This window comes from Paraburkholderia acidipaludis NBRC 101816 (assembly GCF_000684975.1).
In the GTDB taxonomy this organism is placed as follows: Bacteria; Pseudomonadota; Gammaproteobacteria; order Burkholderiales; family Burkholderiaceae; genus Paraburkholderia; species Paraburkholderia acidipaludis.
Genome location: NZ_BAXZ01000023.1, coordinates 52,820 through 75,342 on the forward strand (window position 1 = coordinate 52,820; position 22,523 = coordinate 75,342).

Consider the following 22,523-nt stretch of genomic DNA (forward strand, 5'->3'; position numbering starts at 1 on the left):
TCTGGATGGCAGCCCACATGGTCACGACACACAATCTCGGCTTCCCCCGCATTGGCGCAAAACGCGAGCTGAAGTTTGCCCTCGAACGTTACTGGAAGGGTGAATCGTCGCGCGACGAACTGAAGGCGCACGGCGCCGAACTGCGCGCGCGCCACTGGGACAATCAGAAGGGCCTGGATCTCGTGCCCGTGGGCGACTTCGCGTTCTACGACCAGGTGCTCGACATGAGCTTCACGCTCGGCAACCTGCCGGAACGCATGCAGGGCTTCCATGGCGACAAGCTCGACAACTACTTCCGCGTGGCGCGTGGCCGCTCGGCCGCCGGCGCCGAAGACCACGCCGCGTGCTGCGGCGGTGTGGCTGCCGGCGAAATGACGAAGTGGTTCGACACGAACTACCACTACATCGTCCCCGAATTCACGGCCGACACCCAGTTCCACCTCGACACTTCGCGCCTCTCGGAACAACTGCGCGAAGCCAGCACGCAAGGCGTGAAAGTCAAGCCGGTCATCATCGGGCCGCTGACCTACCTGTGGCTCGGCAAGGCCAAGGACGACTCGGACAAGCTCGCGCTGCTGCCGCGCCTGATGGCCGTGTACCGCGCGCTGCTGAGCCATTTCAACGCGCTGGGCGTGGAGTGGGTGCAGATCGACGAGCCGATTCTCGTGACCGAACTCGAACCGGCATGGCGCGAAGCATTTGCTACGGCCTACGAAGGTTTCGAAGAGCGCAGCGTCAAGCTGCTGTTGGCCACGTACTTCGGTCAACTGAAGGAAAACCTCGATCTCGCGTGCAGCCTGCCGGTGGACGGCCTGCATATCGACGCGATCAACGCCCGTGAGGAAGTCGCGCTCGCCGCGCAGAAACTGCCCGCGCAAAGCGTGCTCTCCGTGGGCGCGATCAACGGCCGCAACATCTGGAAGACGGATCTGGGCGCCGCGCTCGAATGGCTCGAGCCGCTCGCGAAGCAGCTGGGCGATCGCCTGTGGATCGCGCCGTCGTGCTCGCTGCTGCACGTGCCCGTGGATCTCGCGAGCGAAACGAAGCTCGACGCGGAAATCCGCTCGTGGCTCGCCTTCGCGCTGCAAAAGCTCGACGAAGTGCAACTGCTTGCCGCCGCGCTGAATCAGGGCCGCGACAAGGTTGCCGACGCACTGGCCGCCAACGCCGCCGCGATCGCCGCGCGCCGCAGCTCGCCGCGCGTGAACAACCCGGCGGTGAAGGCCGCGCTGGCCCGTATCGACGCGAACCTCGGCAATCGTCAGCATGCCTACGCGGAGCGGGCTTCGAAGCAGGCCGCGATCCTGAACCTGCCGGCGTACCCGACCACGACGATCGGCTCGTTCCCGCAGACCGGCGAAATCCGCCAGGCGCGCAGCCAGTACAAGGCCGGCACGCTCGACGACGCCGGTTATCAGGCCGCCATGCGCGCCGAGATCGAGCGCAGCGTGCGCGAACAGGAAGCGCTGGGTCTGGACGTGCTCGTGCACGGCGAAGCCGAGCGCAACGACATGGTCGAATACTTCGGCGAGCAGCTCGACGGCTACGCGTTCAGCCAGTTCGGCTGGGTGCAGTCGTACGGCTCGCGCTGCGTGAAGCCGCCTATTCTGTTCGGCGACATCAGCCGTCCGAAGGCGATGACGGTCGAGTGGATCACCTACGCGCAGTCGCTCACGAACAAGCTGATGAAGGGCATGCTCACGGGCCCGGTGACGATCCTGAACTGGTCCTTCGTGCGTGACGACCAGCCGCGCTCGGTGTCGTGCTACCAGCTCGCGCTCGCGATCCGCGAAGAAGTGATCGACCTCGAAAAGGCCGGCGTGCGCGTGATCCAGATCGACGAGGCCGCGCTGCGCGAAGGTCTGCCGCTGCGCCGCGCGCAGTGGGCCGAGTACCTGCGCTGGGCCGTGGAATCGTTCCGCATCACGGCGAACGGCGTGCAGGACGAGACACAGATCCACACGCATATGTGCTATTCGGAGTTCAACGACATCATCGCGTCGATCGCCGACATGGACGCGGACGTCATCACGATCGAGACCTCGCGCTCGGACATGGAGCTGCTCGACGCATTCGACAACTTCAAGTATCCGAACGAAATAGGGCCGGGCGTGTACGACATCCACTCGCCGAACATCCCGACCGAAGCGCACATCGTGCAGCTGATGCAGAAGGCGGCCGAACGCATTCCGGCCGAGCGTCTGTGGGTGAACCCGGACTGCGGCCTGAAGACGCGTCAATGGGCGGAAGTGATTCCCGCGCTGACCAACATGGTCGCCGCCGCGAAGGCGCTGCGCGCCGAGGCGAAGTAAGCGGCGCACGGTTCATCCGTACCCCTCAGCGTCCCGAGCCGGTCTCGGGACGTTTCGGTTAACCTCCACGCTCTTCCCGGGGTGCGAAAAAGAAAACGCGCCGGACGAAACCTCTCCGGCGCCGAAGGTTGGCTTTGCGTGGCTTCTCACTTACAACTGCATGAGACAGGGTATGGTCCGTGGTATGCGGCGGCAAGTCGTTCGCTCCGCTGCCTCGTTCCATGACTGCTTTAACGGCCGCGGCACCGCAAAGTTGAGTACGTAGAATCCCGGGTAGGTGTTGCTTGCCGGACGCGGCCGGGGCTTCGGCACCGGTCAGGTCGTGGCCAGCAGGAACGATTCGCCGCTGGCCGGTTTCAGGCCATCGCCGCGGCTCTGGAAGTAGCGGCGTGTCAGCTCGCCCGTACCCACGTGCCGTGCATCGCGAAACCCGGCTTCGCGCGCGAGCGCCACCATCTCGTCGGGACTGAAGAAGCTGATGAACGGCGTGCCGGCCGCGCGGGCGCGCGCATAAACGAATTCGTGCTGCGCGCGTTCGGCGGCGTCTTCGATCAGGTCGAGCGGCAGCAGGAAGGTCATTGCAAGCGTCGATCCGGGCGCGAGTTGCGCGATCTGGCGCAGCGTCGCGAGATTGGCTTCTCGCGTGAGGTACATCGAAACTCCGGTCGAGGCGATGACGGCCGGCTTCCGCGTCGCGAAGCCTTCGTCGACGATCCGCGTCCACCACGATTCGCCCGCTTCGAAATCCACGGGCACGAGCCGCAGCCCGCCGGGCACGCCGTAGCCCAGCGCGTGGAGCCGCTCGCGCTTCCAGGCTTGCGGGCCGGGCTGGTCCACTTCGAACACGGTGAGGCGCGCGGCGACTTCGGGCCGGCGTTGGACGAACGTATCGAGGCCCGCCCCGAGCACCACGTATTGCGTGACGCCGCGCGCCGCTTCGTCGGCGACAAGGTCTTCGATAAAGCGCGCTCGCGCGACGATGGACGCGCGATAGCCGCGCGTGCCGTTCAGGTCCATGTCGGGGCGCTCGCGCCAGCCCGCGGGCGGCGCGGCGAGCCGCAGGCCAACCGTGTCGTCGAGCACGTGCGGCGCCGGATCGGCTTCGACATGCAGGGCGCGCCACAGCGCGACGCGAATGGCGGTGCTGTCCGGTTCGGTGCGGGGGGCGTCGGTCATGCGTGCTCCGTGGGAGACGAGGGTGGGAGAGATGGGCTGCGAACGATCGTGCGCGGCCGGCCTAATTTTCCTCTAATCCGGCTTCGCGATGATACGACCATGGATCACGAAGCGGAAAGCCTGGCTCTCGCGATTCACTCTCTCACTTTGCGAGGCACCCGCCATGTACACGAAGATTCTGGTTGCAGTCAGCACGAGTCAGGACGATAGCTTGCTGGCTTCGGCCATCGAAACCGCCCGAAAATACGATGCGCGAATCTATGCGCTGCACGTGGTCGACCCGACCCCCTGCATCCTTGGCCCCGCCGATAGCGACTACGGCCTGATCGTCGAGGCCATGCAGGCGCACGGACGCGATATCGTCGCACGGGTCTCGCAGACCCTGTACGAACAGCCGCTGCAGGCCGAAGTGCATATGCTCACGCGCCCGTTCGCGGGTTCGACGGTCGGCCAGCAGATCGCGGCGTTCGGCGAAGCGCAAGGCGTCGATCTAATTCTGCTCGGCAAACGCAAGGCGGGGTGGTGGCGCTGGCTGAGCGAAGACGTTGCTGCATCGGTGCGACGCCATGCGGAAATACCGGTTCAGATCGCCTCAGGAACGCACGCGGCAGGCTCTTTGTATCGAGCGGGCTCGCGCTGGAGCACGGTGCCTTCCGTGCGCGCCAGATAAGCGGCGCACGACGCCGGCCGCCGCGTCATGCGGCCGATGTCTTTCGGGCACACCGCCCTTCGTTCAGGATTGCTCGGCAACGGGTTCCGCGTTCATCACGGCATCGATCCTGGCGGCGTCGGCCGGCGTGGCGGGGTTGTACACCACCATCGTGAGGTCCGGCCGCCCATCCACGGCAAACGCCGAATGCTCGAACGCGAAAGGGCCGAACACGGGATGGCGGATGTGCTTGATACCCTCGTAAGGGGTGGGGACCGTTGTTTCGCGCCACATGGCCTCGAACTCGGGGCTGGCGTGGCAGAGTTCACCGACCAGCTCGCTCACGGCCGTCGCGGCGCCTGCACGGGCCACGTCCACGCGAAACGCGCCCACCACGAAGCGCGCCACGCTCTCCCAGTCGTATTGAATGGCGCGGGCGCGCGGATTGAGGAACATGTTGCGCAGCACGTTACGCTGCGCGGGCGCGACCGCGCCGTAGTCCATCAGCATCACCGTCGCGGCCCGGTTCCAGGCCACCACGTCCCAGATCGCCGTGCGGATCAACGCCGGGCAGGGGTGCAGCGTATCGAGCACGCGTTGCAGCCGTGGCGTCACGCCTTCGTTGCTGCGATAGCGGGCTTCGGGCGGGTGGCCGAGGCCCAGCAGGAAGAGATGCTCGCGCTCGGCGTTCGTGAGCATCAAGGCGTGCGCGATGCGGTCCAGCACGTCGGCGGACGGCGCGCCGCCGCGACCCTGCTCAAGCCATGTGTACCACGCCGCGCTGATGCTGGCCCGCTGGGCGACTTCCTCGCGGCGCAGGCCGGGCGTGCGTCGCCGCTGCGATGTAAAGCCGAGTGCTGCGGCGTCGAGCTTCGTGCGTCGGTCTTTCAGATAGTCGCCAAGCAGACGGGGACTGCCGTTGGGTTCGCTCATCCTGTTACTTTTTATAACACGATAACGTCACTACTTTACCACGATAAAGCGCGCATCGATATTAGTCGCACGCAAACCCTGGAGGACTTCATCATGCGTGTATTCGTGACCGGCGCCACGGGCTGGGTGGGCTCGGCGGTCGTCAAGGATCTGATGGCGGCAGGCCATAGCGTGCTCGGCCTCGCGCGCTCGGAAGAGAGCGCTCGCGCCCTGGCGGCGGTGGGCGCCGAAGTTCAGCGCGGGTCGCTCGACGATCTCGATGTGCTTCGAGACGGCGCCGCGCGCAGCGACGGCGTGATTCACACCGCGTTCAATCACGACTTTTCGAAGTTCGCTCAGAACTGCGAACAGGAACGGCTCGCCATCGAGGCTATCGGCGGGGCGCTCGAAGGGTCGGGGCGTCCGTTGCTCGTGTCCTCGGGCGTCGCGCTGCTCGGGCCGGGCCGCGTCACGACGGAGGAGGACGGCCCCCACGTGACCTTGCCCGCGTTTCCGCGCAATCCCGAACTGATTGCCGGCGCTTTCGCCGAGCGCGGCGTGCGCGTGGCCGCCATCCGGCTTTCGCCCACCACGCACGGTATGGGCGATCACGGCTTTGTGCCGCGATTGATCGCGATTGCCCGCGAGAAAGGCGTCGCGGCCTATGTGGGCGACGGGCAGAACCGCTGGCCGGCCACCCATCGTTTCGACGCGGCGCGGCTTTATCGTCTTGCGCTGGAGCACGGCGCCGAAGGCGGGCCCTTCCACTCCATCGCTGAAGAAGGCGTGCCGTTCAGGCAGATTACGGAGACGATCGGGCGAGGCCTGAACGTTCCCGTGGCGGCGATTTCTCAGGAGGAAGCCGAGGCACATTTCGGCTGGTTCGCGCGGTTCGCGTGTGTGGACTGCCCCAGTTCCAGCAAGCGGACCCGCGCGCGTTTGGGCTGGCAGCCGGTGCAGCCGACGCTGCTGGCCGATCTGGAACAGCGCAGCTATTTCGATTCGGCCGCCTGATAGTCCGATAGCCCGATAGCCTGGCAGCGGCTGGAGGAGACGGGGCCGCGCGTGGGGCATTGCGCGGCCCCGTTGTGCCTCAGTCCTCCGCCCCGAACCACTTGTTGTAAATGCGCTGCCAGGTCCCGTCCTCGCGCATGGCGAGGAGGGCGGCGTCCACGCGTCGGCGCAGCGCGCTGTCGACCGGAAACACGAAGCCCACGTCGTTCTGGTTGAACTCGGGCCCCACCAGCTTGAACAGGCCTTTGCCCTCGTGCGTGGCGACGTAGCTGAGTCCGGCCGAGCCGAGCACGACGGCATCGACCTCGTCCTTCGCCAGCGCCTCGTACACGTCGCGGTTGCGCACGTACTGGACCACCTGCGCGCCGTGGTCGTGCAGCCAGGACACGGCCGAACTGCCGGCCAGCGTGGCGACGTTCTTGTCCACGAGATCGTTGGGTCCGTTGATCGCGCCGCGAATGTGCTGCACGGTCAGGTTCGACGTGAGTTCCGCGGTGTACAACGCAACGAACACGATCCCGACGAACATCCAGATCAGCGCCATGCCGCGCGAGATCCACAGGCGGCGAGGCTCGTCGGCCTGCGTGAGCAGCGTGGAACCGGACCAGTACACGGCGCGGAAGATGTTGGGGAAGTAGGGCTCGCGCTCGCCGCGCTTGCGCGCGTGCAGATAATCGACGAACCAGACCACGTGCGCGGCCAGCACGCTCAGCGCGATGGCCGCGGCGAACCACAGCAGCGTCGTGCGCGAGATGAGCAGCGCGGCGAGGCTGCGCAGCGGCGTGACCTCCGCGGTTTCGCCCGTGTCGCGCACCATCACGCGCAGGCCGGCCTCCATGATCGGATAGGAGAAGTCGAACTCGCGGTCGCGTTCCACGCTATAGAAAAGCCCGGATACGGCGATATCGGCTTCGCCCGTTCGCAGTGTCTGGAATAGCGCGTTGACGCTCGGCGTCACGTCGTAACGCGTTTGCAGATGCAGCCGGGCGGCGATTTCGGTCCACAGGTCGATGGAGAAACCCGTGAGCTGGCCGTTCTGCTGCATGACGAACGGGGCGATGACGAAGGTGCCGACCCGTACGGTTGCAGCCGATGGCTGGGCATACGTGTGGGGGGCGAGAAACGCAGCCAGCGCGCAAAGCCACGCGCGAATGAGCACGCGCCACGGCGCGAAACGCGCAGCCGGGATAGAGCCTGCCGGACCACATGCTTTCATGAACGTCCGCCGTCCTTTTCGTTTTGGTTGGCATGGGGGAGACGACTGATGCTGGGAGCTTAGCGGGCTGGCCCTACGCTGTCGAGAGCGGCGGCGGTGGGGCAACAGCGGGGTGGACCCGGGGAAATCCGCTTGAGCCGGGTTCGGGCAGAATGGCCCATTCGACACCGTCGACGGAATGGCCGACAATCCGTCGACGATCGCGAGGCAACGGCAATGGTGTTCCATGGGAGCGGGAAACGATGAAACATGCGGGTTTGGAGGCACTCGGCCGCCTGGAGAGCTTGCTGCGCGCGTTGCGTGAGTTCTCCGAATTGAAGGAGCGCTCGACAGGCGTTTTCTACTGGAAATCGAAACCGTTCCTGCATTTTCACGAGGACGTGAGCGGCCTCTATGCGGACGTGAGAACCGGCCCGGAATTCGAACGTTTTCCCGTGAATTCCGAGTCCGGGAAGGGCGCTGTGCTAAAGGCAGTCAGGCACGTCCTGGCGAGCGCGCCGCGGTCCGCGCCAACCGCCTGATATCAGTCAGGCATACGTATTTTCCGAAGGAGATTGCGATGGCCGAGCTTGTAACCTGCCTGTGGTTCGATCAAGGTAAAGCGCGCGAGGCGGCGGAATTTTATGCCGCCACGTTTCCCGATAGCCATGTCGATGCAGGTCACGTCTCCCCGATACCGGGCATTGGCCAAGGGCCGGAGTTGACGGTGGAGTTCACCGTGCTCGGCCAACGCTTCGTAGGCCTGAATGGCGGGCCCAATTTCAAGGCCAACGAGGCAGTCAGTTTCATGGTCCTGACGGATAGCCAGGAAGAGACCGACCGGTATTGGAACGCCATTGTCGGCGGCGGCGGGGAGGAATCGGCTTGCGGCTGGTGCCGGGACGCTTGGGGCTTTTCGTGGCAGATCACGCCGAGGCGCCTGCTCGAATGCGTCAACGGGGCCGACGTTGGCGCGGCGAAGCGGGCCATGGAGGCGATGATGCAGATGAGAAAGATCGATATTGCGGCGATCGAGCGCGCGGCGGCCGCGGGGGGATGACGAGCCGCGCCGCCGCGCGATGTAGCCGCTATTTGATCGAGTGGATCTGCGCCTGGCTCAATTCCCAGGTGTGCGGCGGCAGGGGAATGAAGTGCGCCGAGGTCAGCCAGGCTTCGTTGTCCTCGGAAGGCACGATCGTCCAGAGCAGGAAACGGCGAATCGCGGCGGCGGTGGCCGGGTCGGGCTGCCTGGTGGAGACCACCGCGTACTCGTAGTTCACGAGCGGATAAGACCCGCTGGCGGGCGCGAACACCAGTGTCAGGCGTTCGTCCGCCGGCGTGCGCGCGCCGAGCGAAGCCGCGCCGGCCATGATCGTCGCCTTGGTCGGCAAGACAAACTCGCCGGCGCCATTCTTCAGCGCCGCCGTGCCGATCTTCGCCTGAGCAATGTCGTCGCTATAGCTCACGCCGACATAGCCGACCGAATAGTCCGTCGACTGGATCGCTTTCACCATTCCGGCATTGCCCACGGCCGTGAGGCTGCCGGGCACGTCGGGCCATGAGATCGTCGTGCCGTAGCCGTGATCGCTCTCCCACGAAGGCGTGGAGAACGTCAGGAACTGCGTGAACACGAAGGTGTCGCCGGAGCCCTCCGCGCGGCGGATCGGCACGATTGCGTGATGGGGCAGCGTCACCCCCGGGTTGAGCGCCGCGATTTGCGGCGCGTCCCACGAGCGCACGGCCCCCGAATAAATGCCCGCCAGCGTCGGGCCGTCCAGCTTCAGGTGCGTTGCGTTCAGCCCCGGCACGTTGTAATTGACCGTTTGGGCCGCGATCGCCAACGGCACATTGATGATCTGCGGATTCTGTCTGATCGCGGCATCCGACATGTAGGCGTCCGAAGTGCCGATATTCACCTTGCCCGCGATCACCTGCTGGATTCCAGCCTCGGAACCGGTGGCGCCGGCGTTGATGTGAACGCCGGGATGCGACTTCGTGTACTGCGTCACCCAGGTGGTGAAGAGCGGATAGAGCAGGGTCGAGCCCGTCTCGCTCAGCGTCGTCTCCTGGGCGAAGCCGGGCGCGCTCGTCAGCATGGCGATCGTCGCCATGCCGAGCGTGCGTCCAGCCAACCTGATCCACCGTAGCCAGAATGCCTGGCTCTTGCGCGGGTAAGCCATGCGAATCTCCGTCGCCTTGTTGGGAAAGCGTTGCTTGAATCGCGCGTGCCTGATTCCCGGAGTGTCCCGGATCGGGAATCAGGCAGCCGCGTACGAACTGCTTACGGCTGGCGGCCGATCTGGTCGAGGTTCACCCCGTTGGTTTCGATACGGAATAGCCAGGTGACCACCGCACCCAGAATCGATGTGCCGACAAGGATGTAGAGAAGCGGACCGGTGCCGATGCTGCTGAGGAGAATGGGGAACAGGAAGGCCGTGGCCACCGCGCCGATCTTGCCGACCGCCGCGGCGAAGCCCGCACCTGTTCCGCGGATCGCGGTGGGGAAGACTTCCCCGGCCAGCAGATAGGTTTGGGCATTCGGCCCGAGATTGGTCATGAAGTTGAAGAGCATGAAGCCCGCGAAAATCATGGCCGTTTTCGTCGCGCCGTCGAAGCCGTCGGAGAGCGACGCGATCAGCAATCCGGCCGCGCAGCCAATGAAGCCGATGACCTGCAGCCAGATACGCCCAAACTTGTCGGCCAGCGCGACCGCGAAGATGATGCCGATGATCAGCAGGCTCGTGATGAGCGCGGCGCCCTTGGCGGCGAGGATATCGTTGAGAATCAGGTCGGCGATGCTGCGCACGTGATCGGGCTTGGCGCCGAACGCGGTGGCGAGAATCGTCGGCGTGAAGATGCCGATGCCGTAAGTGCCCAGATCCTGCAGGAACCACGGCGCCGAGGCGAAGATCGTCGCGCGCAGGTTTTTCCGCTCGAACAGCGCGAGGAAACTGCCTTTCTCGTGCTCGCCCTTGCCGACCACGACGAACTCGCGCGCGAGGATGATCTCGGCCGGATATTGCGGAGAACGAACCAGCAGCCGGCGCGCGGCCAGCTCCGCGCGTTCGGTCGCGCCGCGGACGTGCAGCCAGTTCGGGCTTTCGGTAATGAAGAAACGTCCGATGGTGACGAGCAGCGCCGGGAAAATCGCCGTGCCGTACATCCAGCGCCACGCGTCGAGAGTCGGCACCATCGAGAGCACCAGGAAGCCGACCCCGGTCCCCGCCAGCGCGCCCACGGCCTGAAACGCGAACGCGGCCAGCACCAGCTTGCCCCGGCTCGTGCTCGGAATGCTTTCGGAGATGATCATGTGGGCGGTCGGATAGTCGCATCCGAGCGCCACGCCGAGGCCGAACAGGCAGACCACGAGCGAGACGAAGTTGGCGCAGAACACCAGCAGCACGAGAAACGCGACGAAAATGATCATCTCGACGATGAACATGCGTTTGCGTCCGAAGTGGTCGGACATGCCGCCGAGGCCCACCGCGCCGACGAGAATGCCGCACAGGCTTGCGGCACTGATGAAGCCGTTCTGCGCCGCGCTGATGCCGAATTCGCGCGAGATCAGCGGCAAGGCCACGCCCGTCATGAACACGACGAAGCCTTCGAAGAATTTTCCGGCTGCCGCGAGTGACCAGATGCGCCACTGCATCCCCGTCATCGGGATCGAAGGAAGCCGCGTGCCGTCGGGCCACATGGGCCGTTCGTCGATATACTCCTGGACCGACTTGATCGTGGTCTTTCGCAAGTCGTTTGTAGCCGCCATGTCTTGCATCCGAAAGCTCCTCGTCTGATGATTACCGGTACGTCGGCGGTTCGCGGGTGACCCATGCTCCATTCGTGGCGACGTGGAGCAAGGGAATGATCCATGGAGCCGTGCAGCGTGGCGCGGCCTGGTCGCCCTTTCGTGACGGGATGGTGACGCTCGCCGGTGTCGGCAGGATGACAGGCGCCGAGGAAATCGGCCCGGCGTGGAAAAGGGAGCGCGATCGGGTTCCGTCGGTGCCAGTCAGCGATCTCTTCGACAGGGAGTCTGTGCGGAACCGCACAGTTTTTCAACGGCTGGATGATTTCGTCCGCGGCGTTCGCCATTTTTCCACGCCGCCGCGCGATCGATGGCGCGCGGCATCGACGGAACCGACAATCACAGGAGCGCAACGGGAGGAACATGACAAATGACGAATGATGACCGCACCACGATCATTTCCAGAAGAACGCCGGAATCGGCGGCAATGTCAGCAAACGTCCGGCGAGCGATGACGCTTACCGCCGCTCTCAACCGGTTGACGTTCAACGATGCCCATGAAATCCGCGCCTTGTTCAGCGATCTCATCGGCAAGACAGTGGACGACAGCTTTTCGTTGATTCCACCGTTCTATACGACCGGCGGGGTCGATATCCGTGTCGGCCGCAATGTCTTCTGCTTGCATGGCCATCAAAGGAGGGCAACATGCTGATCTGCCAGCCATGCTGTCTCATCTTGACGGCTAGTATCTTTCCGAAGTCGAGGAAGCGAGAGCCCGCTACGATTAAATCGCCATGATCATCTCGTGCCACGACATACCGCCGTGATCGGAGCTTGAGGGCTTCACGTAGCGGTAGCCAAGGTGCTTATACAGTGCCACGTGACGTTCCTTGCACATGAGGTGAAGGGTTTTCTTGCCCATGCCAGACATTCGCGAGACGAAGGTTCGCATCATCAGCGACGAATAGCCTTTACCTTGATGCGCCGGGTCGATCACCACCGACATGATCACGACGTTCGGCGCCTCAGGGTCGTGCCCGACAAGCTCCTTGAACGCTTCGTCGGACATGAGGACTTCAAATGCGCACCCGCTGTTGACAAAGCCAATGACTTCTCCGTCGAGTTCCATCACGAGGAACCCTTGCGGGTATTGGTCGATGCGAGCGGCAATCTTCTCCCGCGTAGCCGCCTCGTCGCCTTCATAGGCTGAAGTCTCGATTTCAAGGCAGCGGTCGGTATCGGACGGAACCGCTTGTCGGAAGCTTGGGGTTGTCATCGGCAAAATTCGGCCGGAGACCGGCCCGTCGAGAAGAGAAAGACAAGATGATAAAAGTGACGCAAAATGCATGTACTGCATTTTTTTCATCCAATACTGCACATCATGCATGATGGCCTTCGGCGCATCGATCTGAACCTGTTGCTGGTTTTTGACGCGCTATTCCGGCTGCGGAGCGTGGTCTCGGCGGCCGAGGAGCTTTCCATCAGCGCCTCGGCATGCAGTCACGCGCTCGCGCGCCTGCGCGGCGCGTTGGGAGACGAACTTTTCGTGCGCCACGGGAGCGGTATGCAGCCGACTGCGCGAGCCGAACAGATGGCACCGGGCGTCGGCGCAGCGTTACAGTCCCTGACAGGCAGCCTGAGCGATTTTGGCCGGTTCGTTCCTTCCACCAGCAGTCAGACCTTTGTCTTCGCCGCAACCGACTTCACCGCGTTCGCGCTATTGCCCTCCCTGATCGCGGCGCTGGAACGCAACGCGCCCCGGATGCGCGTCCGGATGATCTATTCGACCCACCGCGAATCGCTGGACGACCTTGCCTCCGGCCGAATCCAGTTCGCCCTCGGGTTTTCGCACGGAGACGAGTCCCGGGAAACGGGCCTCGAGTCGTTCGATGGCTTTGCGGACGACTACGTGGTTGCGGTCCGGAAGGGGCATCCTCGAATCAGGAAAAAGCTATCGCTGGCTCAGTATCTTGCGGAGCGGCACGTGGTTGTCACACCATGGAATACCGAGGGCAGCGTTATCGATGGCGTGCTGCTCAAGTCGGGACTCGTTCGCGACGTGGCCGTGCAGTTGCCGAGCGTGATGACTGCCCCCTTCATCGTCGCCAACTCGCAGCTTCTGATCACGCTGCCGCGGCGCGTGGCATTACTGCTGGCCGATGCGATCCCGCTCGCAATTTATCCCGCGCCGTTCGATATTCCTCGTTACCTGCTCAAGGTGTACTTTCATCGGCGACATTCGAACTCGCCCGCGCATCGCTGGATGCGTGAACAACTGCTTTCGGCGTTAAGCATGCCCGGAAGCCATGCTCATGAAGCCCTCTGAAGGCGTGATCCTATGATGGACCTCTCTCTCCAGGATTGTTATCTTTTCGTTCGACTCGCCGAATCCCTTTCCGTTGCTGCCGTCGCCCGGGAACGCAACGAACATCCCAGTCAGGTATCGCGCACGTTGTCGAAAATGGAAGCCGAATGCGGACTGCGTTTGTTTCACCGGAGTACCCACGGCCTGTCCCTCACCGACGACGGCCGCATTTTTCTTGAGCATGCCAAAACGATTTCGCAAAACGCGACAGCCCTGGCCGACGATCTGGCGGCGCGCAGCAATCGGGTATCGGGATTGGTCAGGATTAGCGTCGCGTGCATCCTGGCCGAATATGTCGTGATTCCGAATTTGCGTGCATTGACCGATCTCCACGCAGACCTCAACGTGAGCTTGCATATCTCCGACCGGGCGGTGGACATGTCGACGGAGGGCGTCGATATTGCCGTCAGGGCAGGCATCGCTCCGCGCGACACACATGTGGCGCTGAAGCTTGGATCGCACCGAAGGGCGTTGTATGGGTCGCCCGCCTATCTGGCCGCGCGCGGCACTCCCCGATTTCCGCACGACCTGAAGCATCACGATCTGATCGCCAATGCGGCTGTTGGCTCCCACAATCAATGGCCATTCGACGGCGGCGGCGAGTTGTCCACTCTGCCCGTAGCGGGAAGGATTCGCGCAGACAATACATCGGCGATCGTGTCGCTCGTGCGGGCAAACATGGGAATTGGGCGCATCAATAAGGTGATAGGCGACGAGCTCGTGGCACGCGGCGCGCTGACCCAGGTTCTGGAAAACTATGAAGACCCGACCGAGTTCGATATCTCGGCCGTAACCCTGGCACCCCGGAATCGTGTTCCCAAAGTTCGCGTTTGTCTGGACTTTCTGTTTGACTGCTTCAAGAAATTCAGGGCTTGAGAAAAAGGAATTGGATCGGAATAGCCATGCGTAGCGCGTTTGTTCGGGTCGTGCTCGTTCTGCAATACCAAATTGTGCATCGGTCGCTTTCCGCGTGAAGAGAGGTCTGCGATAGTGGCGCCGTCTCTTCTTCGGCACGGCCGCCGCGATTGTGGTGGCCGTTGTCGAAACGCCTGGCGTCGCTGTCGACCCGACGGGTTGATTGGGTGATTGGCTTGTGGCGCACGATACGTCAGGCTTTCTTTTCAACTTTCTCGAGGGTGAACAGATGTGCTGGTGCTGCCCTACCTTTCAAAGCAAGCCGATCTCCTTGTCGAGACGTCAATTCGCCTGTACGGCGCTCGCTGCCGCAGCTACGACGACAGGCCTGATGAGTTGGAGTCGTCCGGCGCGAGCCGAGGCGCAATCCATCCAGCCTGTTGTGCGAACCCTGCTTGAAAAGCGGGCCATTCCCGGTTCGGACCAGGAAATGCAGATGATGCTCGTCACTTTTCAACCGGGCGTTGCGTCGCCGCTGCATCATCATCCCGTTGCCGGTTTGAACTATATCGTCGAGGGCATGGCGGAGTCCGCATACGGTGACGATACGCCCAGGATTTACCACGCGGGCGAGACGCTGCAGGATCTGCCGAACATTCCCCACACGCTGTTCCGAAACCCCAGCAAATCGGAAATATTGCGCTTTCTCATTTTCACCAATCTTCGGCCGGACCAGCCCTATTTGATCGTGCCTTGAAGGTTGAATCCGCGATGAACCGGCGCTGATGCTTGCGAGCGTGGGGTGAGTGTCGGCGACATAGGATGATCGGTACGGGAGATCCGCTTCATGCGATTGTCGAACTATTTGTTTTTTACGAAGGACTGCGAAGCCGCATTAGCTTTCTATACTGCATGCGGACTTGGCGCTGTCGCCGAGCTAAAACGGTACGGCGAGAACGGCATGCCGGTACCGACTCCGGCGATGCAGGGACGCGTTATGCACGCCGCCTTTGCGGGGCCCGGGGTATTCTTCTATGCATCGGACAATCACGACGCTGAGCCGATGCGCGGTTCAGCTCATATCTTGATGATGGAAGACGTGAAGAAGACCCATCACCTTTTCGCACAACTCAGTAAAGGCGGAAATGTGACGACCCCGCTCGATATTCAACCTTGGGGCGATCTCTTCGGTAAGCTTACCGATCGCTTCGGCGTTCAATGGATGTTGAACTGCCGGGTCTCCCAATGACTGGCTAAGAACGGACTACCACGTCGACGAAATCGGGGTTGTCGAACGCCGCCGCCGAGCGCGCATAGATGTCGTCGCCGAAACGCCAGGTCGGCGACCATAGTGACCATAAGAGACGGCAGAGTTTGCGCCGGTTTTCGGTCAGCCCGGCCTGGCCACGCTCGCCGTGAGGATAATACTGGTATCACAGCCGGTGTTCGTTTTCGGGGTCGATTGGCTGGCCGGCGGCGGCTATATTCTGGATGTTGTAGCCGTTGACCGAAACCAGCCCGCGTGCAGCGGCAAAGCCAATAAAAGCTTCTACTTCATTGCCCGCTGTTTGCGATACTCGGGGACCGGCAGACCGCCCCAGCCCCAATTCTCCATTTCCACCTCCTCGATCACGACAAACGTCGCGTCAAGAGGCTTATTCAGCACGTCGAGCAGCAGGCGGCTGACGCCGTGGATGAGCTTCGCTTTTTCCTCCGCGGTAACGTGGTCGGTGCCGGGCGTGGTGCCTTCGCGGGTAATCTGGATCGTGACGATTGGCATGATGTAGACCTTGATCGGTTCGACAAACGGGGCGCGGACTCACCACGCCCCAGGAAAAAAGTCCTTAGTGACCCGCGACCTGGCCGCCGTCCACATGCAGGACTTCGCCTGTCACGAACGGTGCGGAATCGAGGTAGGTGATGGCGTTCACGATATCGCTCATCTCGCCCATTTGACCGACGGGATGCAGTGCGCCGAGCGCTGCATGCGTTTCTTCCGGGTGCATCGGCGACTTGATGATGCCCGGCGAGACCGCATTCGCACGGATGCCGCGCCGGGCGTACTCGATCGCGAGCGAGCGGGTCGCGGCCGCGATGCCGCCCTTGGTCAGCGAGGCCAGCACCGAGGGCACGCCGTCCACTGCATGGTCCACCAGCGTCGTCGTGATGCTGACAATGTGGCCGCTCTTTTGCTTTTCCATCTCGGCGACGGCGAGCTGCGTGATGTAGAAGAAGCCCGACAGGTTCACGTTGGTGATGGTCGCGTAGTCCTCGGGCGTGTATTGGGTGAACGGCTTTGCGATGAAGACGCCGGCGTTGTTGACCAGCGTGTCCACGCGGCCGAAGCGCTTGACGGCTTCTTCCACCACGCGCCGGGCCGTTGCCGGATCGCCGATATCGCCCGCTACGGTTGCGATGCCGGAGTCGTCCGACGGCTTGATGCTGCGTGCGGTGGCGACGACGTTGTAGCCCAGCTTGCGGAACGCCTTGACCGTTTCCGCGCCGATGCCTTGCGACGCGCCCGTGACGATGACAACCTTTTGGGAATTGCTCATTTGAAACCTCGAATTAGTCGGTTGAATTCAGCTCTGCAGTCGATCGGATTCACAGCTCCGATGGACATCAATCTAGGCTTGTTCTCGCCAGTTACGAATACCCTGCCGGGACAAACAGCTTTTCTTCGGTGGAATAAATCGGGAGCGCGAAATGTCGGCTGCTCCCGGGCCACCCAAGCGCCGCGAAAGGGGGAGAGAGCTCGATTCTCGGCATGGCAAGCCGTGGACGTTTGAACGTTCTCGCCAATATTGTCGCCAGGCCGCCGGCCGCGCTAATCGACGCGTTCGAGGGGAAAACGGCGAATCTGCTTCCCGCGGGCGACGTCAAATCCGGACGCTTCTCCGCGCAACGATCGAAAAGTAGGCCAGGAGAGAGGGGGAAGACATCGCGACGCGCGAACACGCGATGAGGTAGCGGCTTGCCGCCTGGCGTCGAGCCTCAGTCATGCTTCCCGGTAGTTGAGCCAGACCTTCATGGGGCCGCTCTCACGGTTGTGCCACGCGAAGTAGGGGATGGCCGTAAGGGAGACCGGCTGCGACCGCGCGGCGCGAGCGGCGGGCGATAGCTCGGCGAATGGCCGGTACAGCTCGCCGGACCAGGACGAGTCGATCGCGCGGCGCTGAGCCGGACCTTTCAGGACCACTATGCCGTTGAGCAAGCCCGGATCCCACGAGGTTTGCAGGTTCGACGGGTCGATAAAGATCTCGTCGAGATCGACGCCCGGCATATCGGCCTGCTCCGCGCAATACAGCACCGGACCTCGGCTCAAGGCCACGCGGCCGCGATTGTCCGGGACCTTCGGGTGGCTTTGCCATACGCGAACAGGCATAGAGAGGTCGAGGCGCACGGTGTCGCCGCGGCGCCAGATCCGGTGTAGCTCGACATAGCCTTCCGCGTTGGCCGCTGCTTCGACTCGCTCTCCGTTAATGGCGATATCGAACGATGCGTCTGCCGCCGCGCGGGTCCACCCAGGAATTCGCAGCTTCAGGGTAAAGGTTGATTCGGCATCCAGACTAATATCGACCCGGCCTTCCCACGGGTACCGCGTGCGCTGGCCGATCTGCACCGCGTTTCCAGTCACTTCGAGAGCCGCGTCGCTATCGGCGTACAGATTGACGTAAAGCGATTGCGCATCCGTTCCATAGACGTAGCCGGGCAACGAGGCAATCGTGCGCGCGACGTTGGGCGGGCAGCACGCGCATTCGTACCAGGTCTTGCGCCGGTGCGCGCCGTCGTTTTCGAGGGGGTTGACGTAGTAGTAGGACTGCCCGTCCAGCGACCAGCCGGGCAGCATGCCGTTGTAGAGCGTCCACTCGAACAGATCGACATAGCGTGCGTTGCCGGTTGCGGCAAACATGCGATGGCACCACATCATGTTGCCGATCGCCGCGCACGTTTCCGTGTACGCCTGGCTGTTGGGCAGCTCGTAATCGTTGCCAATGGATTCGCCGTCGTGACGCGAGCCCACGCCGCCGGTGATGTACATGCGGCGCGCGGCGAGCCTGTCCCAAAGCGTTTCGAGGCGCGGCAGCAGGTTCGCGTCGCCGGTCTCGAGGTACAGGTCGGTAATGCCGCAGGCCATGTACAGCGCGCGCACCGCATGGCCCGCAAGCGACTCCATGCGATCGAACGGCACATCGTCCTGGAAGTACGCATCGCCGAAGCGCCCGCCTTTCAGCAGACCGTGGCCGCGCGCTTCGATGAAGTATCGCGCGAGATCGAGGTAGCGTGGCCGGCCGGTCTCGCGCGCAAGCTCGATCAGCGCCATCTCGACTTCCTCGTGACCGTCGACGCCTTCCACCTTCCCTTCGGATGCCGGGCCGAAGCGTTCGTGCAGCATGTCCGCGAATCGCAGGGCGATGTTCAGCAGGCGCGCCTTGCCCGTGCTGCGATGGTGAGCCACCGCGGCCTGAATCAGGTGTCCGCCGACATACATCTCGTGCAGGTCGCGCAGATTAGTCCACTTTTCATCGGGGCGATCCACCGTGAAGTACGTGTCGATATAGCCGTCGGCCTCCTGTGCGCGCTCGATCAGGCCGATGCCTTCGTCGATGCGCTTTTCGATCTCCGCGTCGGGCCCCTTGGCAAGGGACCATGCAGCGGCCTCCAGCCATTTGTACAGATCGGAGTCGTTGAAGAAGAGGCCGGAGTACGCACCTTGGTACTCGCCGGAAACCCGCCGAAAATTATTCAGTCTCCCGGTGGACTCCAGCAGGTCCCACTGACTTAACAAGGTATGCTTACTATTGAGGTCATGACGATGCCCCCAGAATGGGCCGCGCAGATGAACGGCATTTACCGGGACCGGCTTGACCCGGGCGTAAGGGGACGCGGAAAGATCGACGACTACCGGACGGCGGGCAAGAGATTCGTTCATGGGTATCGATGATTTACGCCTTGACCGCGCCGGCGATCAGGCCATGGATATAGAAGCGCTGAAGCAGCAGGAACAGCACCGCGCAGGGAAGAATCGAGATCGTGATGCCGGCCTGCATGAGCCCCCAATCGACGGCGCCCAGCTGGCCGCTTTGCGCGTTGAGCAGCATGACCGGCAACGTGTAGTTCGAGGAATCGTTGATCAGGATGAGCGCGGCGAGCAGTTCATTCCACGATCCGAAGAACGCGAACAATCCGGCCGTCACGAGCCCCGGCATGACGAGCGGCAGCATGACCATGCGCAGCGACTGGAGCGGGCTGCACCCGTCGATGCGTGCCGCTTCTTCGATTTCGCGCGGCACGGCATCGAACGAGTTGCGCATCATAAAAACGGCGAACGGCAACTGGAAGGTCGTATACACCAGCGCGAGGCCGAACAGCGTCCCCTGAATATGCATCCAGCGCAGCAACACGAAGAGCGGATTCAGGATCGACTGGAACGGGATCATCAGCGTGGCGAGAATGACGATGAAGATCAGGTTGCGCCCTCGAAACCGGAAGCGGGAGAAGCCATAGCCGCCGAGCGTCGAGAGCAGCAGCGTCATGGCGACCGTCATGCCGCTGACCGAGGCGCTGTTGCCGAGGTACCGCCAGATCCCGGCACCGTAGGCGGCGAGGTTGAGGTAATTTTCGAGCGACAGGTGCGAGGGCAGATATTTCGGCGGCGAAGCATTCGCGTCCACGGACGGGTAGAGCGAAGTGAAAGCCGCCCATACAACAGGAAAGAGGAACACCAGCATCAATGCGCCGCACGCCGCGTAGTAGAGCGACGTCGCCACCCGCTTCCTGATGGCGACATAAACATCGTGCCGGTGCGCGTGCCGCTGCGCCGTCGCCACGGCCGCCGGGTCGCCCGCTCGCAGATCCGTGCCGCCGGAGTTCAGCACGTTATTCATTGTCGTCTCGCAGAAGGAGCATCTGGAGCACGCTAAGAATCAGCAGTACGACCAGCAGCACGACGGACATGGCCGACCCGTATCCCAGCTTGAAGTAGGTGAACGACGCGCGGTAGATCCAGTGAACCACCGTGATCGTGCTGTTCATCGGGCCGCCGTGCGTCATCACGTAAAACTGCTCGAACGCGAGATACGAGCCGATCACGCACATGATCAAGGCCAGGGCGAACGTGCGCCGCATCAGCGGAATGGTGATGTAGCGCTGCTGGGCGAACCATCCGGCGCCGTCGATGCGGGCGGCGTCGTACAGATCCTCGGGAATGGCCTGCATGCCCACCAGCAGGATGACCATGGTAAAGCCCGAAGCTTTCCAGAGCACCATGACGGTGATCGACGCGAGGGCGGAGTTTGCGTCTCCCAGCCATTGAACCGGTTGGTCGACAATCCCCAACTGCATGAGCAGCGCGCTAAAGATGCCGACCTGGTCGTTGAACATCCAGACCCACAGCAGGCTGGCCGAAGTCATGCCGATCACGACCGGCAGGAAATACGCAGTGCGAAAGATTCCGACCATCCGCCCCGCGCGGTTCACGAGCAGCGCAAGGACGAACGCGACAGCGAAAATCGCCGGCGTGACGATCAGCGTGTATTCGGTCGTGAACCACAGCGCGCTCCAGAACGACTGGTCCCTCAGGAGTTCGAGGTAGTTCGCCATTCCGGCGAACGTCGCGTGGCCCATGAGCGGCCACCGGTAGAGCGACATGCCCAGCGTCATCGCCAGCGGCACGATGAAGAACACCGTGGTGAAGATCACGCAGGGCAGAACGAACCAATAGCCTTGCCACTCGCGGCCGAGGCCGCCGTGTTGCCGGCGCGCCCGGCGCGGCGGCAGGTCCGGCTGGCCGCGCGCGGGTGACTGAGTCAGAACCTCCATTGCGCGTCGCTCCTCGATGCCGTTACTGTCCCGAGAGAATCTGCGTGAACTGTTGCTGTGCCGCTGCCACCGCCGCGTCGACGCCCTTGCCGAACACGGCCTCCTGGATCATCTGGAGCCACGGGCCATTCGGATCGTTGATCAGCTGATTGAATTTGGCGCTGTACGGCGTGCGTCCTTTGGCCATGGCCGTGGACGCGATGGCGTAGCGCGCGTCGAGCTTGCTGTAGTCGTTCGAGGCAAGATCCGTGCGGACGGGAATGCTGCCATTTTTGGCGAACTGATCGATCTGGACTTGTTCGCTGAGGCACCATTGGATGAATTCCATCGCTTCCTTCTTGTGCTTCGAACTGACAGGAATCCCGATCAGGTCGCCGCCCGCGAAGCTCGACCAGTTTCCATCCTTGCCGGGCAGGTAGGCGAGACCAAAGTCGATATCCGGCCGCTGCTTCTTCAGCAGACCGATCGAAAACGCCCCGGACCCGACCATGCCGATCTTGCCGCCCATGAAGGCGCTGATGAAGTTCTCGCCGCCGTCGGTTTTCGCCCCGGACGGCATCTCACCCGCTTGCCACATTTGCCGGTACATCGCCAGCGTTCCTTTGAGGGCGGGGTTGTCCAGCGTGGCATGCTTGCCGTCTTCGGAGAGGACATCGCCGCCGGAAGCCCAGACGAAAGGCGTTAGCGTGAAGATGTTGCAGCTGGCGCAACTGCCGGAGAAGTAGAAGCCTTTTACGCCGCCGCCGAGCGCCGTAATTTTCTTTGCGTCCTCCTGAAGTTCGGCCCAGGTCTTGGGCGGCTGATCGGGATTCAGGCCGGCCTTGCGGAAAAGCGTCTTGTTGTAGAGCAGCACGGAGCTTTCCGCACTGAAGGGCAGCGCATAAATCTTGTTCTGGTACGTCGCGAGACGCATGTGTGACGGACTCAGGCTTGCGTAATACGGCAGTTTCTTCGCTTCGTCGGTGATGTCGGTGAGCTGGCCCGCCTGCGAAAACGCCGGTACGTAGATCAGGTCGATGGCGACCACGTCCGGCGCGGCGCCCGCGGCCGACGCCGTGCCGAATTTCGTCACGAAATCGTTGGTCGGGATGATCGTCAGGTTCACCTTGGTCGGATGGCTGTCGTTCCAGGCCTTGACGACGGGCGTAACAAATCCGCTGTCGGGGGCGCGTACCCAGAACGAGATGTCGTCTGCACGCGCCTGACCTGCCGCGAGTGCGGCCACGCTTCCCAATGCGGCGAGCAAGCCCTTGTATCGAACCATGTTGTCTCCTCTTCTCCAAAGCCCGTTGGCAAGCCACCGAACCGCTTCACGTCGCGGGTTCGGCGCCGTGTCGGGCGCAGATGTTCATTGAGCGCAATTGCTTCTTTTGTTTGTCCGTGAACCGTGTCCGGCCACCACGCTCAGTGCACGGCAGCCAAAGATTGACACGCGCCGACGGCTGCCACAAGATGAAGAAACCCCATCAATACGCGCT

Annotated in this window: 22 protein-coding genes and 2 pseudogenes; 11 read left to right on the forward strand and 13 right to left on the reverse strand. The window is 62.9% G+C overall.

Annotation, left to right across the window (positions count from 1 at the left end):
- Positions 1 to 17 precede the first annotated feature (17 nt).
- Positions 18 to 2,312 (forward strand): 5-methyltetrahydropteroyltriglutamate--homocysteine S-methyltransferase, encoded by a 2,295-nt coding sequence (gene metE / locus BAC01S_RS23365; protein ID WP_027796934.1) that lies wholly within the window; start codon positions 18 to 20, stop codon positions 2,310 to 2,312.
- Positions 2,313 to 2,627: 315 nt separating this feature from the next.
- Here metE and BAC01S_RS23370 read toward each other — a convergent pair whose 3' ends face one another.
- A complete protein-coding gene (locus tag BAC01S_RS23370) occupies positions 2,628 to 3,488 on the reverse strand; it encodes a class I SAM-dependent methyltransferase (RefSeq protein ID WP_027796935.1) in 861 nt (286 codons plus the stop codon).
- Between the two features lie 163 nt (positions 3,489 to 3,651).
- Between BAC01S_RS23370 and BAC01S_RS23375 the strand changes: the two genes are divergently transcribed.
- Positions 3,652 to 4,158, forward strand: a complete 507-nt coding sequence (locus BAC01S_RS23375) for a universal stress protein (protein WP_027796936.1) — start codon at positions 3,652 to 3,654, stop codon at positions 4,156 to 4,158.
- 63 nt (positions 4,159 to 4,221) lie between these two features.
- Here the strand turns inward: BAC01S_RS23375 and BAC01S_RS23380 are convergent, their stop codons facing one another.
- Positions 4,222 to 5,070: a helix-turn-helix transcriptional regulator gene (locus tag BAC01S_RS23380; protein ID WP_027796937.1), complete on the reverse strand. Its 849-nt coding sequence runs from the start codon at positions 5,068 to 5,070 to the stop codon at positions 4,222 to 4,224.
- Between the two features lie 93 nt (positions 5,071 to 5,163).
- Between BAC01S_RS23380 and BAC01S_RS23385 the strand changes: the two genes are divergently transcribed.
- Entirely contained in the window at positions 5,164 to 6,063 is a 900-nt protein-coding gene (locus BAC01S_RS23385) for an SDR family oxidoreductase (protein WP_027796938.1), read from the forward strand.
- A 79-nt stretch (positions 6,064 to 6,142) separates the two neighbouring features.
- Here the strand turns inward: BAC01S_RS23385 and BAC01S_RS23390 are convergent, their stop codons facing one another.
- Positions 6,143 to 7,279 (reverse strand): transporter substrate-binding domain-containing protein, encoded by a 1,137-nt coding sequence (locus tag BAC01S_RS23390; RefSeq protein ID WP_027796939.1) that lies wholly within the window; start codon positions 7,277 to 7,279, stop codon positions 6,143 to 6,145.
- A 242-nt stretch (positions 7,280 to 7,521) separates the two neighbouring features.
- Between BAC01S_RS23390 and BAC01S_RS23395 the strand changes: the two genes are divergently transcribed.
- Together BAC01S_RS23395 and BAC01S_RS23400 are read left to right on the forward strand one after the other, a co-directional pair.
- Positions 7,522 to 7,800, forward strand: a complete 279-nt coding sequence (locus BAC01S_RS23395) for a hypothetical protein (RefSeq protein WP_027796940.1) — start codon at positions 7,522 to 7,524, stop codon at positions 7,798 to 7,800.
- 38 nt (positions 7,801 to 7,838) lie between these two features.
- Complete coding sequence (locus tag BAC01S_RS23400) at positions 7,839 to 8,318, forward strand: VOC family protein (RefSeq protein WP_027796941.1); 480 nt, start codon at positions 7,839 to 7,841, stop codon at positions 8,316 to 8,318.
- Between the two features lie 28 nt (positions 8,319 to 8,346).
- On the opposite strand, the gene pstS is transcribed toward BAC01S_RS23400, so the two are convergent.
- Both pstS and BAC01S_RS23410 read right to left on the reverse strand, forming a co-directional pair.
- Positions 8,347 to 9,438 carry a phosphate ABC transporter substrate-binding protein PstS gene (gene pstS / locus BAC01S_RS32360; protein ID WP_218001763.1) on the reverse strand — a complete coding sequence of 364 codons (1,092 nt, stop codon included), beginning with the start codon at positions 9,436 to 9,438 and terminating at the stop codon, positions 8,347 to 8,349.
- A gap of 101 nt (positions 9,439 to 9,539) precedes the next feature.
- Entirely contained in the window at positions 9,540 to 11,024 is a 1,485-nt protein-coding gene (locus BAC01S_RS23410; protein ID WP_043203450.1) for an MFS transporter, read from the reverse strand.
- A 95-nt stretch (positions 11,025 to 11,119) separates the two neighbouring features.
- Between BAC01S_RS23410 and BAC01S_RS32365 the strand changes: the two genes are divergently transcribed.
- Both BAC01S_RS32365 and BAC01S_RS32370 read left to right on the forward strand, forming a co-directional pair.
- Positions 11,120 to 11,437, forward strand: a complete 318-nt coding sequence (locus BAC01S_RS32365) for a hypothetical protein (RefSeq protein WP_043203411.1) — start codon at positions 11,120 to 11,122, stop codon at positions 11,435 to 11,437.
- Positions 11,434 to 11,679: pseudogene (locus BAC01S_RS32370) on the forward strand (sugar O-acetyltransferase); the annotation flags it as partial. The gene BAC01S_RS32365 and the pseudogene BAC01S_RS32370, both read left to right, overlap by 4 nt.
- A gap of 108 nt (positions 11,680 to 11,787) precedes the next feature.
- On the opposite strand, the gene BAC01S_RS23420 reads toward BAC01S_RS32370, so the two are convergent.
- Positions 11,788 to 12,279, reverse strand: a complete 492-nt coding sequence (locus BAC01S_RS23420) for a GNAT family N-acetyltransferase (protein WP_027796944.1) — start codon at positions 12,277 to 12,279, stop codon at positions 11,788 to 11,790.
- 66 nt (positions 12,280 to 12,345) lie between these two features.
- Between BAC01S_RS23420 and BAC01S_RS23425 the strand changes: the two genes are divergently transcribed.
- From BAC01S_RS23425 to BAC01S_RS23440, 4 genes are all read left to right on the forward strand, one after another.
- Positions 12,346 to 13,329, forward strand: a complete 984-nt coding sequence (locus BAC01S_RS23425; protein WP_043203413.1) for a LysR family transcriptional regulator — start codon at positions 12,346 to 12,348, stop codon at positions 13,327 to 13,329.
- A 12-nt stretch (positions 13,330 to 13,341) separates the two neighbouring features.
- Positions 13,342 to 14,244, forward strand: coding sequence for a LysR family transcriptional regulator (locus BAC01S_RS23430; protein ID WP_027796946.1), 903 nt, complete (start codon positions 13,342 to 13,344; stop codon positions 14,242 to 14,244).
- 202 nt (positions 14,245 to 14,446) lie between these two features.
- On the forward strand, positions 14,447 to 14,980 hold the full coding sequence (locus BAC01S_RS23435; protein ID WP_218001766.1) for a cupin domain-containing protein: 534 nt from the start codon (positions 14,447 to 14,449) through the stop codon (positions 14,978 to 14,980).
- Between the two features lie 90 nt (positions 14,981 to 15,070).
- Complete coding sequence (locus BAC01S_RS23440; protein ID WP_027796948.1) at positions 15,071 to 15,472, forward strand: VOC family protein; 402 nt, start codon at positions 15,071 to 15,073, stop codon at positions 15,470 to 15,472.
- A 7-nt stretch (positions 15,473 to 15,479) separates the two neighbouring features.
- Here BAC01S_RS23440 and BAC01S_RS35685 read toward each other — a convergent pair.
- From BAC01S_RS35685 to BAC01S_RS23470, 7 genes and pseudogenes are all read right to left on the reverse strand, one after another.
- Positions 15,480 to 15,746: pseudogene (locus tag BAC01S_RS35685) on the reverse strand (alpha/beta hydrolase); the annotation flags it as partial.
- A 26-nt stretch (positions 15,747 to 15,772) separates the two neighbouring features.
- Positions 15,773 to 16,003, reverse strand: coding sequence for a tautomerase family protein (locus BAC01S_RS23445; RefSeq protein WP_027796949.1), 231 nt, complete (start codon positions 16,001 to 16,003; stop codon positions 15,773 to 15,775).
- A gap of 64 nt (positions 16,004 to 16,067) precedes the next feature.
- Positions 16,068 to 16,778 carry an SDR family NAD(P)-dependent oxidoreductase gene (locus BAC01S_RS23450; RefSeq protein ID WP_027796950.1) on the reverse strand — a complete coding sequence of 237 codons (711 nt, stop codon included), beginning with the start codon at positions 16,776 to 16,778 and terminating at the stop codon, positions 16,068 to 16,070.
- Between the two features lie 443 nt (positions 16,779 to 17,221).
- Entirely contained in the window at positions 17,222 to 19,156 is a 1,935-nt protein-coding gene (locus BAC01S_RS23455; protein ID WP_027796951.1) for a glycoside hydrolase family 127 protein, read from the reverse strand.
- 13 nt (positions 19,157 to 19,169) lie between these two features.
- Complete coding sequence (locus BAC01S_RS23460; protein ID WP_084168808.1) at positions 19,170 to 20,111, reverse strand: carbohydrate ABC transporter permease; 942 nt, start codon at positions 20,109 to 20,111, stop codon at positions 19,170 to 19,172.
- Positions 20,104 to 21,045 carry a carbohydrate ABC transporter permease gene (locus BAC01S_RS23465; RefSeq protein ID WP_043203416.1) on the reverse strand — a complete coding sequence of 314 codons (942 nt, stop codon included), beginning with the start codon at positions 21,043 to 21,045 and terminating at the stop codon, positions 20,104 to 20,106. Before BAC01S_RS23465 ends, BAC01S_RS23460 begins: the two co-directional genes overlap by 8 nt.
- A gap of 22 nt (positions 21,046 to 21,067) precedes the next feature.
- A complete protein-coding gene (locus tag BAC01S_RS23470; RefSeq protein WP_027796954.1) occupies positions 21,068 to 22,309 on the reverse strand; it encodes an ABC transporter substrate-binding protein in 1,242 nt (413 codons plus the stop codon).
- Positions 22,310 to 22,523 lie beyond the last annotated feature (214 nt).